The sequence below is a fragment of the Phormidium sp. FACHB-592 genome (assembly GCF_014695795.1).
Classification (GTDB): Bacteria; Cyanobacteriota; Cyanobacteriia; order Leptolyngbyales; family Leptolyngbyaceae; genus Stenomitos.
In genome coordinates, this window is the sequence record NZ_JACJOZ010000041.1 from 1 (window position 1) to 17,984 (window position 17,984).

13 protein-coding genes and 1 pseudogene are annotated in these 17,984 nt (G+C 52.6%); 6 read left to right on the forward strand and 8 right to left on the reverse strand.

The window, feature by feature from the left end; genetic code table 11:
* Positions 1-278: 278 nt before the first annotated feature.
* From H6F86_RS10455 to H6F86_RS10465, 3 genes are all read right to left on the reverse strand, one after another.
* Complete coding sequence (locus H6F86_RS10455; protein ID WP_190448547.1) at positions 279-1,031, reverse strand: SDR family oxidoreductase; 753 nt, start codon at positions 1,029-1,031, stop codon at positions 279-281.
* 873 nt (positions 1,032-1,904) lie between these two features.
* Positions 1,905-2,591, reverse strand: a complete 687-nt coding sequence (locus H6F86_RS10460; protein ID WP_190448548.1) for a response regulator transcription factor — start codon at positions 2,589-2,591, stop codon at positions 1,905-1,907.
* A gap of 1 nt (position 2,592) precedes the next feature.
* Positions 2,593-3,696: a HAMP domain-containing sensor histidine kinase gene (locus H6F86_RS10465; protein WP_190448549.1), complete on the reverse strand. Its 1,104-nt coding sequence runs from the start codon at positions 3,694-3,696 to the stop codon at positions 2,593-2,595.
* A 326-nt stretch (positions 3,697-4,022) separates the two neighbouring features.
* On the opposite strand from H6F86_RS10465, the gene kdpA reads away from it, so the two are divergent.
* Genes kdpA through H6F86_RS10490 form a run of 5 tightly spaced genes read left to right on the forward strand, consistent with a single transcriptional unit; the run spans position 4,023 to position 9,909 of the window.
* Complete coding sequence (kdpA, locus tag H6F86_RS10470; RefSeq protein ID WP_190448550.1) at positions 4,023-5,720, forward strand: potassium-transporting ATPase subunit KdpA; 1,698 nt, start codon at positions 4,023-4,025, stop codon at positions 5,718-5,720.
* An 8-nt stretch (positions 5,721-5,728) separates the two neighbouring features.
* Positions 5,729-7,864: a potassium-transporting ATPase subunit KdpB gene (gene kdpB, locus H6F86_RS10475; RefSeq protein ID WP_190448551.1), complete on the forward strand. Its 2,136-nt coding sequence runs from the start codon at positions 5,729-5,731 to the stop codon at positions 7,862-7,864.
* A gap of 21 nt (positions 7,865-7,885) precedes the next feature.
* Complete coding sequence (locus H6F86_RS10480) at positions 7,886-8,167, forward strand: potassium-transporting ATPase subunit F (protein ID WP_190448552.1); 282 nt, start codon at positions 7,886-7,888, stop codon at positions 8,165-8,167.
* Complete coding sequence (kdpC, locus tag H6F86_RS10485) at positions 8,167-8,769, forward strand: K(+)-transporting ATPase subunit C (RefSeq protein ID WP_190448553.1); 603 nt, start codon at positions 8,167-8,169, stop codon at positions 8,767-8,769. Before H6F86_RS10480 ends, kdpC begins: the two co-directional genes overlap by 1 nt.
* A 3-nt stretch (positions 8,770-8,772) precedes the next feature.
* Positions 8,773-9,909 (forward strand): sensor histidine kinase KdpD, encoded by a 1,137-nt coding sequence (locus H6F86_RS10490; protein ID WP_190448554.1) that lies wholly within the window; start codon positions 8,773-8,775, stop codon positions 9,907-9,909.
* A gap of 248 nt (positions 9,910-10,157) precedes the next feature.
* Here H6F86_RS10490 and H6F86_RS33130 read toward each other — a convergent pair.
* The 3 genes and pseudogenes from H6F86_RS33130 to H6F86_RS10500 form a co-directional block, all read right to left on the reverse strand.
* Positions 10,158-10,571 (reverse strand): annotated as a pseudogene (locus tag H6F86_RS33130) (glycerol acyltransferase); the annotation flags it as partial.
* 15 nt (positions 10,572-10,586) lie between these two features.
* A complete protein-coding gene (locus tag H6F86_RS33135) occupies positions 10,587-10,940 on the reverse strand; it encodes a hypothetical protein (protein ID WP_347240115.1) in 354 nt (117 codons plus the stop codon).
* Positions 10,941-11,446: 506 nt separating this feature from the next.
* Positions 11,447-11,974, reverse strand: a complete 528-nt coding sequence (locus H6F86_RS10500; protein WP_190448555.1) for a YkgJ family cysteine cluster protein — start codon at positions 11,972-11,974, stop codon at positions 11,447-11,449.
* Between the two features lie 176 nt (positions 11,975-12,150).
* Here H6F86_RS10500 and H6F86_RS10505 point away from each other — a divergent pair, with 176 nt between their 5' ends.
* Positions 12,151-16,983: an SBBP repeat-containing protein gene (locus H6F86_RS10505; protein WP_190448556.1), complete on the forward strand. Its 4,833-nt coding sequence runs from the start codon at positions 12,151-12,153 to the stop codon at positions 16,981-16,983.
* Positions 16,984-17,285: 302 nt separating this feature from the next.
* Here H6F86_RS10505 and H6F86_RS10510 read toward each other — a convergent pair whose 3' ends face one another.
* Both H6F86_RS10510 and H6F86_RS31910 read right to left on the reverse strand, forming a co-directional pair.
* Positions 17,286-17,714: a hypothetical protein gene (locus H6F86_RS10510; protein WP_190448557.1), complete on the reverse strand. Its 429-nt coding sequence runs from the start codon at positions 17,712-17,714 to the stop codon at positions 17,286-17,288.
* Between the two features lie 42 nt (positions 17,715-17,756).
* Positions 17,757-17,984 (reverse strand): hypothetical protein (locus H6F86_RS31910; protein WP_206756026.1); only part of this gene is annotated, 228 nt, incomplete at its 5' end.

Below are 17,984 nucleotides of genomic sequence, written 5' to 3' on the forward strand. Positions count from 1 at the left end.
TCACCTGTCTGTCAGTTGGAGCCACAAAAAACACTGCTAAACGAGCAGAGCCTTGCCTCTTTGGGTGTCAAAGCAAGCTGAAAGACGTCGGGCGATCACCTTGGCTAGTTGCACCCCGGAGCAACGGTGCAACGAAGAATGAGGGTTTGATTAGCTGTGGGTAGCAGCAACCCACTAAACATTTTCGGGGTGTTGCAGCAACGAATCTTGACAACAGCAGCATGCAGACTGGGTCAGGTGCAGCACTAGGTTCGGCGTGTTGAGTCTTGACGCTTTCCTCAAGCACTATAGCCGCCTTCAACATTGAGCACTGTGCCGGTGATATAAGAGGCTACAGGACTAGCGAGGAACACCACGCCGGCAGCGACCTCTTCTAGGCGCGCGAAACGCTGAATGGCAAGTGTGGCAAACAACATCTCTGCAACGCCGGCCTCAGCAGCCATTTCGGTTTCCATCAAACCAGCGGCGACCACATTCACGGTGATTTTGCGGGGCGCGAGATCGCGTGCCGCTCCCTTGGAATAGCCGACCACTGCCGCCTTAGTGCCCGCGTAATCAGCCGCTCCGGCAAAACCGACACGCGTTGCCACACCGGAACTAATGCTGATAATCCGTCCCTCCTCGGGCAACACCTTGGCGGCGGCTCGGATATTGGCGATCACGCCACCAACATTGATCGCCCACATCTGGTCCATCAGGGCATTGTCAATGTCGGGCCGGTCAATGGCTTTGCCTTGATAGGCGACAGCGGCGTTATTGACTAAGATATCCAGTCTCCCAAAATGTTCCATCACAGTCTGGATGAGCGGAGTGGCTTGGGTGGGATCACCCTGATCGGCTTTGAAGGCTGCAGCGCTGCAGCCTTTGAGTTCTAGGGCACGCACGACCGCTTCTGCTTTCGCCGCCGACGCCATGTAGGTGATAGCAACAGCCGCGCCCTCATCGGCTAAGGCGTGAGCGATGGCGACGCCCAACCCGCGCGAAGCGCCGGTCACTAAGGCAACTTTGCCCGTCAGTGTTCTTGTATGCATAGCGCTTTTCGCTCGATGGCAAGTGGCAGGATATGGAGACTGTCGAACAATTTATTGTACAGAGTTTATCTATTGATCGACCCTGGACGGATGGATCTACGTCTCCCATGCGGTCGATTTATCCCAAACCGGTGCCTCGACCGCATGGCTGCTGTGTCTCTGCCTGCATGGTCTCATGGAAGCGAAGCGGTCCTGTAGTGCAATGAGGCTGGAACGATAGCAGGGTAAGAGCTTGAGGGTAGTGATGCTGTACTCTTTTTTGTCAGCTTTCACAGCAACCTCTACTCGTTAACGACTTGGCGTTGTTTCAGGCCTCCGGAGGTGCTCACCTCGGTTAGTTGTCCCCTGGAGGAACCGTGCAAGTGCGCCAGTGGTCTGGTTAGCTGCGGGTTGAGCAACTAAACACGAAGCAAGTGAGCCTGAGTAGCAGTGATCGCATGGACTTCCTTTTGAGGTCATGGCTCACTTTGACACGCATTGCTGCCAGCCTCCCCCTTGGCGATCGCTACCATCGTCAAATACAGCCTTTCTTAAGGTCGCCTTCATGCTGCAGTGCAAGTACGATGGCTGCACCATGATGACGTTACCGCCGATCCATGACACGCTGACGCTAAGAACCGTGATTGTACTGACCAGCGTTGCTTGCTGTTTTGTTAGTGACCACTACCCACTAGTACTGGCTTCAACAGCTGCTGTACTGAGCCTAGTGAGTGACCAACATGCAGCTGAGCGCCTGAGCCGAAAAGCATGGTTGAGCCACTACTTGTCATATGGCTAACAGCTTTGCTGAGAAAGAAGTAGAGAGAAAAACATGGCTGACTTGAAGCATTTTGGGTAATGCATGTTTGATTAGTACCTAAGATATTTGGCACTTTAGTGCTCGGATAGTAAGTCCCGAGCAATCAATTTGTTTTGAATAGCGATGACAGCAGCCTGAGTTCGGTCGCGCACGTCTAGCTTCTGCAAAATGGCATGAACATGGACTCGCACCGTCCCTGGTGCAATGTATAACATCTGAGCAATCTCCTGATTGGTATTGCCAGCCGCAATCAAAGCCAGGATTTCCTGTTCTCGCCGCGTTAGAACGGGAGCCGAGTGATCTGAAACATGCGCGGACATGGCACTGGAATTACTTTCAAAGGCAGCGCGAATTTCAGTTGTAGCGGCAGAATCCCACCAGGATGCTCCAGCGGCGACTGATTGAATCGCAAGAATTAGAGTCTGTGATGGCGCACCTTTGATGCAATAGCCTTGTGCGCCAACTTCAATAATTCGGTTAATCAATGCTTTCTGTGTATGCGAGGTGAGCACTAAAACTGGGAGCTTCGGAGCCAACTGTCTGATCTGCCAACAAGCATCAATACCGCCTAGACCCGGTAGCCCAAGATCTAAAACGACGATGTTGAGCGAGTGAGCTTTGACCATTTGGATCGCCGTTTCCCCATCCTCCGCTTCTGCCACGATTTCTAACCCTGACTCTCGCTCTAGCCGCACCCGTAAACCGAGACGAAAGAGTTCATCGTCCTCGACTAAAAGAATCTTGAGTGGTGGGGATGCCATCTTAAGCTGAAGGGGAAGGGTTATACGGGAACGTGGGTAGCCGAAAAGCAAAGGTTGCCCCAGTGGCTTGTCGATTCTCTGCCCAAATTGTACCGCCGTGAGCTTCTACGATTTGCCGCGATAGGTAAAGCCCTAAGCCTGATCCTTTTGCCTGTCGATCGCTCTGTCCCTGATAAAAGCGCTCAAAAAGGTGAGGAAGCTCGTCTAGCTTAATACCTGCACCATTGTCCGCGACCTTGACCGTTTGATGCGAGGAGCCTGGTTCTAGAATGACCTCAACCCGTTCGCCACGCGGAGAGTGATTGATGGCATTGGTCAGCAGGTTTGCCATCACGCGCTGGAGTTGCAGAGTATCGCCTTTGACCCAGAGAAACTGGCGGAAATCAGAGGCTCCGTAGGTAAGAGAAATGTGAACTCGGCGGCTGGCCGCCAGGTCGGTCATTGTTGTTGTGACTTCTTCTGCGATCGCCACTAAATCTACGGTCACGAGATGAAGCTGCAAGCCTTCATTGTCAATTCGGTAGACATCCAACAGGGTTTCAACCATCTGTAGGGTTGTTTTATGACTTCGCATCATGGTTGCTAGAACCCTCTGTTGACTCGGTTCAACCGAGCCAAAGCTGCCATGTTGAAAGGCTTTTAATGTCTCGATCGCCCCAAGCAGGGGTGTTTTTAAGTCATGGGTCAGGGCGGAGGTGAAATCCTCTCGCACACTTGCCAGTTTTTCCTGTGCTTCTAATTTGCTTTGTTGCTGGAGTACTGTTTGCTGATAGAAGCGGTTGCGATTGCTCAATATGCCTGTCACGATGAGCGCAAATGTTGCAATCACTCGACTAGCGATCGTCGGCACTTCAACAGTTTCAAGTCCCGGCAGCCAAATATTTATCAGGGTGAGAACACAGGCGACCAGCGTGAGCAGAAAGGTAGCTTGCCGACTCAAGTAAGTACTTGCTAGTAGGATTGGACCAATGTAGAGATAGCCAAAGACGTAATCAGGTGGAGTTTCTAGCTCCAGAAAGAAAACCACTGCAAAAAGTCCTACCACTAACCAAAATGTTTTGAGATGCCAGTCTTTTATGTGAAAAGTACGTTGGGAGTACAACATTTAGCTACTGAAACACGGAGAACAATGATTGAGCTAGCCCTACTCTCAAAAGTCTAGCTAACTTCAAGTAAAGTCTTCTGGAAATACAACTTGGTTTGCGTTTAGATGCAACTTATATTTGTAGTTATAGAACCCATCTAAACACCATCTAAACACTTCCTAAACATTGCTTTTTGGACTATTGATATAGTCCAAAAAGCATAATAAACACTGCTCTATACCTTGCCATGCTTGAATTGAGGTTTCATTATCAATAAGTGATAGCCATTGCTAGGTCACAACGAATCAGCAATGGCTTGTGACTCACATTCAAGTTCAACAAAACTATGTTGCAAGGGTGGATTCAGATTGGATTAACGCTGCTGATCGTAGTGGCAATGACCCCCTTTTTTGGTCGCTACATGGCGCATGTATTTAGGGGGCAGCGCACTTTTCTTGACCCGGTACTTAATCCCCTCGATCGCATTATTTTCAAGCTGAGTGGAGTGCAGACACGCGAGGAAATGACCGGCTGGCAATACGCCAGGGCAGTGCTGTTTAGCAACCTAGTCATGCTGGTGCTAATCTACCTGATTCTTATGCTTCAGGGAGTTTTACCGTTTAATCCGACTAGTTTAGGTGCGCCGTCCTGGGATCTAGCTTTGCATACGGCAATTTCCTTTGTAACGAATACGAATCAGCAGCACTACTCTGGCGAGACAACCTACAGCTATTTCAGCCAGTTTGCGGCTCTGGGTTTCATGATGTTTACCTCAGCAGCAACAGGCATTGCGGTAGCGATCGCCTTCATTCGAGGGTTGACAGGCAGACCATTGGGTAACTTCTATGTCGATTTGATTCAGTCCATCACTCGCATTCTGTTGCCCATCAGCCTTGTGGGTGTGATCGTTTTCATGGCGGCTGGCATACCAGAGACGTTAGCTGGCCCAGTGGTTGTCCCAACGCTAGAAGATCCAACTATTAGTCAGGCGATCGCCCGTGGTCCCGTTGCCCATTTCGAGATGATTAAAGAGTTAGGCGAGAACGGCGGCGGCTTCTTTGGCAGCAACTCAGCGCACCCCTTCGAGAACCCTAATGGCTTCACGAATCTGGTTGAACTAGTTGCAATGCTCGTGATTCCGTCCTCAATGATCATCACTTATGGCCTCTTCGCCAATAACTTGAAGCAAGCCTGGTTGGTGTATAGCATTCCGCTGGCGATCCTGGTTGTCTTTATTGTAATTACGGCGATCGGAGAATACCAGGGCAACCCTGCGGTGAATACGTTGTTGGGCGGTCAAAGCCCAAATTTGGAAGGAAAAGAAGTTCGCTTTGGCTGGGCACAGTCTGCGCTATTTGCTGTGTTTACGACTGCCAGTATGTGTGGTGCCGTCAACGGCATGCATGACTCGTTGATGCCTAATGGCGGCTTCGTCACTTTATCCAATCTGTTCCTGCAAATTGTGTTTGGTGGGCAGGGAACAGGAACGGCATATCTCTTTGCTTACCTGATTCTAGCGGTATTTGTCACAGGTTTGTTGGTCGGACGCACGCCTGAATTTTTGGGACGCAAGATTGAGCAACGGGAAGTGATATTGGCAAGCTTTCTCCTGTTGCTGGTGCACCCAATCGCCGTTTTGCTTCCTTCTGCCATTACCCTGGCAGCGTCTGGACAACTAGCGGGCATTAGTAATCCCGGCTTTCATGGATTGTCACAGGTGATTTACGAATACGCTTCTGCCGCTGCCAACAACGGCTCTGGCTTGGAAGGATTAGGCGATGCGACCCTTTGGTGGAATTTGAGCACTAGTTTTAGCCTGCTGGCAGGACGTTATATCCCTATCGTGTCGTTGCTGCTGCTGGCAGATGGCATGGTGCGTAAGCAACCGGTGCCCGAAACGGCAGGAACACTACGCACCGATACGGGGCTCTTTACCGGAGTCACAGCTAGTGTTGTTTTAATCTTGGGCACGCTCACATTTCTGCCAGTGCTGGCGTTAGGTCCGGTTGCAGAAGCCTTTCAAATTGCGAGAGGAATTGGGTAAGCGACACTATGAAACCGGAAACTTCACGTTCAATGCGCGTACCCAGTGGTCGTCGGGACAAGCGCAACCATACTCCCAAAGCAGAGCGCAAAGGGCTTTACAAACGGGCCATGCGAGAAGCGTTTGTCAAACTCAATCCGTGTGTGGCGGTGCGAAATCCCGTTATGTTTGTGGTGTGGCTAGGTACGACCATCACTCTGCTGGTCACGCTCAATCCCAGTCTGTTTGGCACAGTTCAGGGCGATCTTGGACAACAGCGGTTACTCAATGGCATGATCACGCTCATCCTGTTTTTCACCGTTCTATTTGCCAATTTTGCTGAAGCGATGGCAGAAGGGCGGGGCAAGGCACAGGCAGAGGCACTGCGATCGACCCGTTCTGACACGACTGCCCGTAAAATGCTGCCGGATGGTTCGATTCAGGAGCTTAGTTCAACCGAGTTGCGCCGGGGCGATCAGGTAAAGGTGATGGCGGGAGACATGATTCCTGCCGATGGGGAAGTCATGCAGGGACTGGGCTCTGTCGATGAATCGGCGATCACTGGAGAATCGGCTCCGGTTTTGAAGCAGCCAGGGACAGACATTGCCAGTTCTGTAACAGGCGGCACCCGTCTCCTCTCCGATGAGCTGGTGATCCGCATTACCTCTGATCCCGGTCAGGGCTTTATTGATCGCATGATTTCCCTAGTGGAAGGAGCCGAGCGCAGCAAAACCCCGAATGAAATTGCCCTGACGGTCTTGCTGGCCGTGCTAACTCAGGTGTTTCTGATTGTCGTCGCCACCACTCCTTCGATTTCTGGCTACATTGCGGGTTTCCTGGATAACGCTTTAGGCACAGAGGCAGGCAACAGTCTCCGTTCTGGCACCAGCATCGCTATCCTCATCTCGCTTCTGGTGGCACTGATTCCCACCACGATCGGCGGGTTGTTGAGTGCGATCGGCATTGCTGGAATGGATCGGGTCGCTCAGTTTAATGTCATTGCCACCTCTGGACGAGCCGTAGAAGCCTGTGGTGATGTCAATACACTGGTTCTGGATAAAACCGGAACGATTACGCTGGGAAACCGTTTAGCTGACGAGTTTATCCCTGTGAACGGTCACAATCTTCAAGATGTCGCTGATGTTTGTTTGGTTGCCAGTGTCTTTGATGAGACTCCTGAAGGGCGATCGATCGTTCAGTTAGCCCAGAAGCTAGGTGCGAAATTTGACCTGGATGGCAAACTCGCAGAAGGGATTGCTTTTTCTGCCCGTACCCGTATGAGCGGCACCGACCTCGATAGTAAGGAGTACCGCAAGGGAGCAGTAGATGCCATTAAAGGCTTTGTGCGTTCACGCGGTGGTCAAGTTCCCGCAACGCTGGATAAAGCTTACGAGCGGGTGTCCCGTCTGGGTGGCACACCGCTCGCTGTGTGCCAGGGCAACGACATTTATGGCGTGATTTACCTCAAAGACATTGTGAAACCTGGGCTGCGAGAGCGGTTTGACCAACTGCGACGCATGGGTGTCAAAACCATCATGCTCACAGGCGATAACTGCATTACCGCGTCTGTAATTGCCCAGGAAGCGGGAGTGGATGATTTTATTGCTGAAGCGACACCTGAAGACAAAATTGATGTCATTCGCCGTGAACAGGCTCAGGGCAAGTTGGTTGCCATGACTGGCGATGGCACCAATGACGCGCCCGCCTTGGCTCAAGCCAATGTTGGGGTGGCAATGAATTCTGGCACTCAGGCAGCGAAGGAAGCCGGCAACATGGTGGATCTGGACTCTGACCCGACTAAACTCATTGACCTGGTGACGATCGGTAAACAATTGCTCATCACTCGTGGCGCTTTGACCACGTTCTCAGTTGCGAATGATATTGCCAAGTACTTTGCAATTATTCCCACCATCTTTGCGGCGACTGGCATTGGTGCGCTCAACCTCATGGGCTTGAAAAGTGCTCAATCGGCGATCGTCTCTGCCCTGATTTACAACGCTCTGATTATTCCCATCCTGATTCCTCTGGCTCTAAAAGGTGTGCAGTTCCGACCGCTCACTGCCGATCAACTGCTGCAACGGAACATTTTGATTTACGGTCTGGGCGGCATTATTGCTCCTTTCATTGCGATCAAGGCGATCGATTTGATTTTGCCGTTGTCCTAACCCTTGAACAACCTTGTAGCTATGAACCTCAATCCTCTAAAACCACCGTTTCCACCGCTTCAAACGACAACTGAAACTCTTAGGGAAATCTCAGAGCTTTGGTCAGCATGGCGTAGGCAGAAGCTGCCGCTATATCTATTTCTGGCACTGAGCTTCAACCTGGTTGTTGCGCCCGTCGTTTACGCCGCCAGTAGCAGTGAATGCTCTCGCACCCAAGCTTGGTCATTAGGTCTCTTGGGACTAGGAACTCTGACACTTTCCATCTATTTGTTCTTTGTCATGTTCGCACCGGAGAAGTTCTAATGAGTTTCGCACGTGAAGCAAGTAGAGCCATTCGCTCGACCCTGGTGCTTTGGGTCATCACTGCTCTGATTTATCCGCTGGTCATGGTTGCTGTTGCGCAGATCGCCTTCCCCTTTCAGGCAAATGGCAGCATCATCACAAACGCTCAAGGTCAACCTGTCGGATCAGCTTTGATTGGGCAGCCCTTTACGAGCGATCGCTACTTCAGTAGTCGTCCCAGTACTACCAGCTACAGTACAGCAGAGCCGACGAAAGATGAGTCTGTCATGCTCAAAACGGGTGTGTCGGGAGCGAGTAACCTGGCTCCGTCTAATCCTGATCTGCTCCAGCGAGTTCAAGAAACCACCGCTCAACTGAAACAGTCAGGCATTAAACCAACGGCTGATCTGGTTTACACTTCTGGTTCCAGTCTTGACCCTCACATCACGCCTGAAGCCGCTAGAGCGCAAATTACGCGAGTGGCAACAGTACGGGAATTGCAACCCAATCAACTCGAAGATCTGATCAACCAGAACACAGATAGTCGCTTTCTAGGCATTTTTGGCGAACCGGGTGTCAATGTACTAAAGCTCAACTTGGCTCTCGACACATTGGGCCGCTAAACCATGTATCACTCGTCAAACCCTTCACCTGACAGCACCGACATTCGTCCTGCCCGACGTGGCAAGCATAAGATCTTTATTGGTATGGCACCGGGTGTCGGTAAAACCTATCGCATGCTGGAAGAGGGCGATCAGCTACGGCAGGAAGGCATTGATGTTGTAATTGGTTTACTCGAAACCCACAATCGGCAAGAGACGGCACAACGGGCAGCAGGCTTAGAACTGTTGCCCCGGCAGCAAGTTAACTGCTCTGGCTCGCTTTTGTCTGAGATGGATACGGAGGCGATTGTCGTTCGTGAACCACAACTGGTTCTCATTGATGAACTCGCTCATACTAATGTCCCTGGTTCTCAGCGAGAAAAACGCTATCAGGATGTGGAAGTCGTTTTGGCAGCAGGGATTGATGTTTATTCAACCGTCAACATTCAGCATCTAGAAAGCTTGAACGACCTGGTTGCTCGAATCACAGGCGTTGTCGTACGAGAGCGTATTCCCGATCGCCTCTTAGAAGAAGCTGATCAGGTAGTCGTTATTGATGTCACACCGGAAACGCTAGAAGAACGCTTGAAAGTCGGCAAAATCTACGCCCTTGAAAAGGCTGACCAATCCCTGCAAAACTTCTTCCAACGGCGTAACCTGATAGCCTTAAGGGAATTGGCATTACGAGAAGTTGCTGACAACATTGAGGAAGAGGCACTTGAGCAAGCATCGAATGGCACAAAAACAGACGCTCCGTTTTGTAGCATTCATGAACGAGTATTAGTATGTGTCTCAACCTATCCCAATGCCATCCAACTGATTCGACGCGGTGCCCGAATCGCCGGCTATATGCACGCTCCCTTCTACTGTCTGTTTGTCGATGACCCTGACCGTTTCCTAACCAAAACGGAGAGTTTGCATATCGAAACCTGCGAACAACTCTGTAAGGAGTTTGGCGGAGAGTTTATTCGGGTCGGTGAGCAGGATAAGGCAAAAGCGATCGCAGACGTTGCAATAAACTACTACGTCACTCAAATTGTGATTGGGGAAAGTCAACGCTCTCGATGGCAATTGATGCTACGTGGATCGCTAACTCATAAACTGCTGAAGTCTCTCAAAAATATTGATGTCCATATCATCGCCACAGAGAAGCGAACTTAGGAGCCGAAATATTTGTAGCTCTCGACAACTAAAAGGGTCGTCCTGAATTTGCAGAGTATGTTAACGACTATTGCCGTTTTGAGGCATTCTCGGCTATGTTCTGTGCAAAGCTAAGCAACCTTAGCTTTGCACAACTCTAAATTGCTACGCGCCCTTCTGCGAGTTCGACAAGAAGGCTGCTCCCACTGTCAAAAGCAGCACCAGTCAGAGCTGTACTGGCACCTTTTGGCCGTGATTGCAGCTCAACCCTAGTGCAGACCACCTTGCTCTTGCACTAACTGATCGAGTTCTAACTGCATCTGCCGCACCACTTGCTCATAGCAAGCATCCACATAATCCCGGTCAAGCGCCGCGTCCCGACCAGAGCGCTCAAACCGAATCGGGGCACACAGGCGCGTGTGAATGGGGACCGGCAGCGGGATGTTGGGCCAGGGTCCCAGCGCCAGCCCCCAAGGCAGCCTTAAGTAAAGCGGCAACACGATTGGGTCCAAGCCAAACAACCAGGGCATCCCCCACTCGTGGAGTTGCCGCAGCGCTGGATAGTAATCAGCGAGGATGATCAAGGTGTCATGCGCCCCATGCGAGATCGCTGGGATGATCGGCACCCCCTCCCGCAGCGCCAACTTGATAAAGCCTTTACGGCCCGCAAAGTGAATGCGATGCCGGTCCTTGTGGAGTCACCACAGGTCTTCTGCCCCACCGGGATAGACTAAGACCGCTGCCCCTCGCCGCAGCGCCGCGCTCGCCATTTTCGGGTGGGCCTGCACGGCACCCAGCTTCACGGTCAGCTGCGCATAGCCCGGTAGCAGCCACACGTTGGGATGCATCAGCCCATAAACCGGGCGTGCGGCACCGAATTTGCGGAACCAATCAACCATAAACATCAGGGTATCCGGGGCCAGCATGCCGCCGTTATGGGAACCGACCAGCAGCATGCTGTCCGCTGCCGGTAAGTGCTGCCAACCGTCGGTGGTGACCCGAAAGTAGTAGCGGTAGAGCCACTCGTCGAATGGGCGCCAAGCATCAATCACGTGAGGGTCTCGCTCGTCTAAGGACCAGCCGTCGAAGGGCCGGTGAGTCGCTGTCTTCAGGGGAGAAGCGCTCCTAACGGGTGAACGTTTTCTAGCGTACAGGTAAGGGCCTCGCTTGGCTCTTAGTGGTTTGCGTTGAAGCACCTTGCTCGCAAAAGCTACCAGGTTGAAGCCGGTAACGCTTGGATCAAGCCGGTACCTGGCTGCCGCTTACTTCGCTTTAGGCCAGTATGACCAGCACTGCTGGGGTTGCCCCGTGACGTAGCCGCTCATTGGTGAAGTATGCCGTCCCACAGAAGACGTTGTGCAGCGGGTGTACTAGTGGCTCTGGACTTAAATTGGACACAAATCGGTTGAAAAAGGGGTAGTACAGCGGTGGTTTTGCCTGTTTGCAGCGGCTGAAACCCTTACTCTCTCGTTGCCCCGTTGCTCCGGGGTGCAACTAACCCAGGCGATTTCTTCCGGGAGCTTGAGTAAGGCCTTGATGTTCTTTTGCGGCCATGTCGTCAAGGCTTAAGGCGATCACGATAGTGCGTGGCAAAGGTGATCGGTTGACCACTCAGCCGTGCGACATCCTGACGAAGCGACTCTGCATGTCCCCAAACGATTGCCACATCGCCACGGTCGTTGACCTCGGTTTCAATCTGGCTACAGTATTGGTCATGGTCACGAGCCACAAAGAAGCCGTAAGTCCGGCAGGCGAGCGGGCGAGAGTCATAGATCCGGCAGGCTCCTGCTTGTTCATCAAGATAGGGACATACCACCGCCGCACCTAGCGTCTGCTCAACGCTTTGCCGCAGCAGTGCCTCGATTTTCTGCTCCACCACCGCTTGAATGGGAGTGGGCAGATTGGTTACAGCAGCATCCACTCTGCTCCATTCAGCTGGGCTTAACTCCGGTGGGTGGGCGAGGTGACGACAACAAGCGTCACAGCCACGGCGGCAAGGCCACCAGTCCCGGTCAGCCCGAATGGCTTGCACTCTGGCTTCGATTTGTGCCTCCAAGTTTTGCAGTGGCTGGCTGACTACGCTCATCTCGTTCTCCCTTTGAGCACTTAGGCTTTATGTTACAGCGATAGCCAAAGCGCAGTGCAGGGGTAGCAAGAAACAGGTAGTAAAGGTCGTAGTCTGAAAGCCTCACAGCAGCAGTTGCTGCTTAAAAGGGGTATCCAAAAGGGCCCTTTGTTTCACTGGGTTAAGAGCAGCACGAAGTGGAACGGCTGCTGTCACACAGTCTTGTTTATGAATCAGGCATGAATGCGTTGAGAAGCTTGCTTGAAGGCAGCACTCAGCAAGCGCTACTGGGGAATCCTCTGCTTAAACCCGCGCGTTCAGTTGCTGCACGGCAGCTTGGCTGCGTCCACGCCGCTTTTAGCACCGCTGTCCCTATTTGCCAGTCAGGCACAGCAGCCATCCACACCCTTTACCCCGCCACCCTTGTCATGGAAGCAGCCTTTTCGTCTACCGCTAGTCTTCAGCCACTGTCTACCGCCAGTGCCCTGAGTGCAACCGCTCTGCAGGCGACAGCGCTGTCGCCTAGAGTCGTAGCAGACTCACACACCACCCTTATTCACGCGTCCAGTCTGGTTTTTCTTGATCCAGGTGTGAAGGACTACCAGCACTTACTGACCAGTGTGCAGCCCGGCACGGAAGTGCATGTGCTCAACGCAGCGCAGGATGCCATTGCTCAAATCACCCAAACCCTGTTGGGACGCACTGGCCTTGCAAGCCTGCACATCGTCTCTCACGGACAAGCTGGCGGCTTGGCGTTGGGTACAGACTGGCTGAACCTAGATAAGCTCCGTAGCTATAGCGGTGAGTTGCAGTCGTGGGGCAACGCGCTGACCGCTGATGCCGATCTTTTGCTGTATGGCTGTGAGGTGGGAGAAGGTGCGCTCGGTCATGCCTTTGTCCAACAATTGGCTCAACTTACCGGCGCCGATGTCGCTGCCTCTGATGACTTAACAGGCAGCAGTGCTCTGGGTGGCGATTGGATATTAGAGGTGAATACGGGCAACATTGATGCGCCGTTGGCCTTTCTACCCACCATTAGACAGCGCTACAGCGGCGTGTTGGATAACGCCATCTTTGCCAGTGCCCAGCAGTATACTGGGGGGGCACTTAGTTCTACATCCAAGACTTTTGTTGATGGCACGGGGAACGTTTACACGGTTGGCTCTTTCATTGGCACTGTTGACTTTGACCCCGGAGCAGGGGCATACACCCTCACTAGTGCAAGTAGCTATGATGTTTTTGTCAGCAAGCTGGATGCGAACGGCAACTTTATCTGGGCAAAGCGTATTGGTGGCAGTGGTAACAGCATTGCCAAGGGCATCAGCGTCGATGGCAGTGGCAATGTTTACACCACAGGCTATTTCGGTGGCACCGCTGACTTCGATCCAGGTGCAGGCATCACGAACCTCACCAGTGCAGGTTCCAACGACATCTTTGTCAGCAAGCTGGATGCGAACGGCAACTTTATCTGGGCGAAATGCCTAGGCGGCAGTAATAACGATTATGCCATCGGCATCAGCATCGATGGCAGTGGCAATGTCTATACCACAGGCTACTTCAGTGGCACCGCCGATTTCGACCCAGGCACAGGCACTTTTAACCTTACCAGCGCAGGTGGTTCCAGCGTCTTTATCAGCAAGTTAGATGCGAGTGGTAGCTTTGTTTGGGCAAAAGGCATTGGTGGTGGTAATAGTCACGGGCAAGCGAACAGTATCAGCGTGGATAGTAGTGGCAATGTCTACACTACGGGATCTTTCACTGGCACTGCTGATTTCGACCCAGGCACAGGCATCTTTAACCTCACCAGTGCAGGTAGCGGTGACATTTTTATTAGCAAGTTGGATGCAAGTGGCAACTTTGTTTGGGCAAAGCGCTTAGGCGGTAGTGATAGTAATGATCTTGCCAACGGTATCAGCGTGGATAGTAGTGGCAATGTCTACACTACAGGCTCTTTCACTGGCACCGCTGATTTCGACCCTGGCACAGGCACCTTTAACCTCAACAGTACAGGGGCTTCCATTTTTGTCAGCAAGCTGGACGTAAGCGGCAATTTTGTTTGGGCGAAGAGCATCGGCGGCAATAGTTTTAATGCTGCCTATGGCATCAGTGTCGACAGTAGTGGCAATGTTTACACCACGGGTCGCTTCCAAGGCTCTGCCGATTTCGACCCGGGACTGGGCACCTTCAACTTAGTCAGTGCAGGTGGCAATGATATTTTTGTCAGCAAGCTGGACGTGAGCGGCAATTTTGTTTGGGCGAAGCGCATTGGCGGCAGCAGTTTTGATGTTGCCTATGGCATCAGTGTCGACAGTAGTGGCAATGTTTACACTACGGGTTACTTCCAAGGCTCTGCCGATTTCGACCCGGGACTGGGCACATTTAACCTAGCAACAGGCGGAGCGCAAAACATCTTCCTCTCCAAGCTGGATAGTGCGGGTAGCTTTATTCAGGCGCAGCAGTTTAACGGTGGGGCAGTCGATTCAAAGTCTAATTTTGTCGATGGGACAGGGAATCTCTACATTGTCGGTTCCTTCTCTGGCACCATCGACTTCGACCCCGGAATCAGAGCGGTTACCCTGACCAGTGTAGGCTCCGATGATGTTTTTATCAGCAAACTGGATGCGAGCGGTAACTTTGTGTGGGCGAAGCGACTAGGCGGCAGTGACATCGACGCTCCTACCGATATCAGCGTGGACGGCAGTGGCAATGTTTACACCACAGGTCGCTTTCTTGGCACAGCTGACTTCGACCCAGGTTCGGGTATCACAAACCTCACCAGTGGGGGTGGCAATGATATTTTTATCAGCAAGCTGGATGCCAACGGCAACTTTGTCTGGGCAAAGCGCATAGGTGGCAGTAGTAATGACTATGCCAATGGTATCAGTGTGGATGGCAGTGGCAATGTCTATACCACGGGTTCCTTCCTTGACACGGTCGATTTTGACCCAGGCACAGGCACCATGAACCTCAACAGTACAGGTTCCTCTGATGTTTTTGTCAGTAAGCTGGATGCTAATGGCAACTTTGTCTGGGCAAAGCGCATGGGCGGTAGTGGTTATGCAGGTGCCAGTGGTATTAGCGTGGATGCCACTGGTAATGTCTACACCACGGGCTACTTCGAGAACATCACCGACTTCGACCCAGGCACAGGCACCTTCAACCTCACTAGTGTGGATGCCTCTGATATTTTTATCAGCAAGCTGGATGCCAATGGCAACTTTATCTGGGCGAAGCGCATGGGCGGCAGTAATGACGACTATGCCACTGACATCAGTGTGGATGCCAGTGACAATGTCTACACCACAGGCTACTTCCGTAATACAACTGACTTCGACCCAGGTTTGGGTACCATGAACCTCACCAATGCGGGTGGTGATGATGTTTTTGTCAGTAAACTGGATGCCAACGGCAACTTTGTCTGGGCAAAGCGTATAGGTGGCAGTGGTTACGACCAACCCAATGGCATCAGCGTGGATGGCAGTGGCAATGTTTACATCACGGGTTACTTCTTTGGCATAGTCAACTTTGACACTGGCATTAGCATCACGAGCCTTGCCAGTGCGGGTGGTGCTGATGTTTTTGTCAGTAAGCTAAATGCGAACGGCAACGTTGTTTGGGCAAAACGCATGGGTGGTAGTAGTGACGATCGCGCTAGCAGTATCAGTGTAGATAGTAGTGGCAATGTTTACACCACGGGCTACTTTAATAGCACTGCTGACTTCGACCCGGGCACGGGCATCTTCAACCTGGCAACGGGCGGTCCGACTAATCTTTTCCTCTCTAAGCTGTTTCAGGTGCCAACAGTTAGTCTTCGCACCCCTATTCCCACCCTCACTGAAGGCAATAGCGGCACTACTGCCTATACCTTCACAGTGAACCTCTCAAATACCAGTACACAGACCATTTCCGTCAGCTACGCGACAGCGGATGGCACTGCGACAGCGGCTGACAATGACTACACAGCGGCAGCTGGAACACTTATCTTTAATCCGGGTGAGACAAGCAAAACCATCACCGTACTTGTGAAAGGCGATAGTAAAGTCGAGCCAGATGAAACCTTTCTGGTGCAGCTGCTCAACCCGACGTATGCGACGATCGCCCCTAACGCAACTACAGGTACAGGCACGATCGTTAACGATGACTATGCCCAACTGCTGTGGCGTGACAGTGTGAGCGGACAGAACGTAGTGTGGCAATTGAACGGCTCGACCTTACAGAGCAGCTACTACATTCCCACTCTGGCTGATCCCAACTGGCAGATCGTTAGCACCGCTGACTTTGATCGCGATGGTAACGCTGACATTCTTTGGCGCCACCAGACGACGGGCGAGAACGCCATCTGGCAAATGAACCGCACCGGACTCCAGAGCGGCTACTACCTCGCCACGATCGCCGACCTGAACTGGCGGCTCCTGGGCACCGACGACTTCAATGGCGACGGCACCGCCGACCTCCTGTGGCGCAATCAAGCGACGGGTCAGAATGCCATCTGGCAGATGAATGGCTTTGCCACCCAAACCGCCGCTCTCATTAACACCGTCGCGGATTTGAACTGGCAGATTGTCAGCACGGCTGACTTCGATAATGATGGGAAGGCTGACCTGCTGTGGCGCAACCAATCTACAGGTGAGAACGCCCTCTGGCAGATGAATGGCTTGACCACCAAGAGTGCTTTCTATCTCAACACTGTGGCAGATACGAACTGGCAGGTGGCAGGCACGGCTGATTTTGACCACGATGGCATTGCAGATATCGTGTGGCGGAATCGGGTCACGGGTGAGAATGCGATCTGGCAGATGAATAGCACGGGTTTACAAAGCGGCTACTTCGTCACAGCGGCACCAGATGTGAACTGGCAATTGGTGGGTGTCGCTGACTTAGGCGGCGACCGGACACCCGACTTCCTCTGGCGCAATGCGACGACGGGGCAAACGGGACTTTGGCAACTGAGTGGTTTCAGCTATGTGCAAGCGTATCAACTCCCCAACGCACCGAGTGAGTGGAGTGTGCGACCATTCACGCTCGTTTAGCTCAAGACGGGCACTGTACACAAGCACGTTTTGACCACCGATCACGCTGCGTATCAAAGTGAGCCATGGACTCAAAAGGCAGTTCCTTCGAGCCTTGCGCCTAAAGCTCACTCTGTCGTTGGTGAGTTGCTGCCACCCGCAGCTAACCAACCGTTTTCAGGGTGAGGCACAAAACCTCTAATTGCTTGATGCAGTAGTCAACCTGCTCAGGCTTGCTACCGCTGCAAGGTCAAGGGTCCTTTTAGACACGCAGCGTTGCCAGCCCCCTTTTCGGAGGTGAGGCAACGCATCCCGACCTCAGACTAGGGCGAGCGCAAAGCCGCCTGCAGCCGCTCGTGCTCTCCCTCCAGCACCGCTGGATCGAACGCAAGCTTGATCGTTTTGCCTGTTTGCCGGCCGTTGACGGTCTCCTCAAACCAGCCGTGGAGAAAATTGCAAGCGCCGCGGCGCTCGCTCTCCAGTTTCCCCCGAAGATACTCCTTGACCGTACAGCTCTCGTTACTGCCGACTAGAATCACGCGGCGAAAGGTATCGCCGGCACTCAGCAACGTTTGATCGACTGTCAGCTCCACCACGAGCTGCTTGTCTGTGTGGCCGCTGCCCAACTCGTTGTGATACACCTGCACCAAGAGCGGTTCGGTGAGTCCACCATCAAAGGCAATGGTGCCCTTGTAAGGAGCTGGCTGACTGAGCCCGCCGCAGCCCGCCAGCGGCAGCAGCACCAACGTCATGAACTTTAGAAATCTCATCAAAACTGCGCCTTCAAGCTGGTACTAACAAGACGCTAAGCCAAGAGTAAGGTTTCTTTCGGGTTGGCACCGTCTGCTGCGTCCCGGTCGCCGCCTGAGGGTGAGTGGCTGTACGGCGGTGCCTGGCACCCCTCTACCAGCAGCAGTCCTTAGGGGTGCCAGCGTGCACGTTGTTCCGCCATGAGCGTCTCGAGGATCGGTGGGATCGCCGTTTTTGACCACTCCTCCACCTCTGGGTTTTTTGCCCACTGC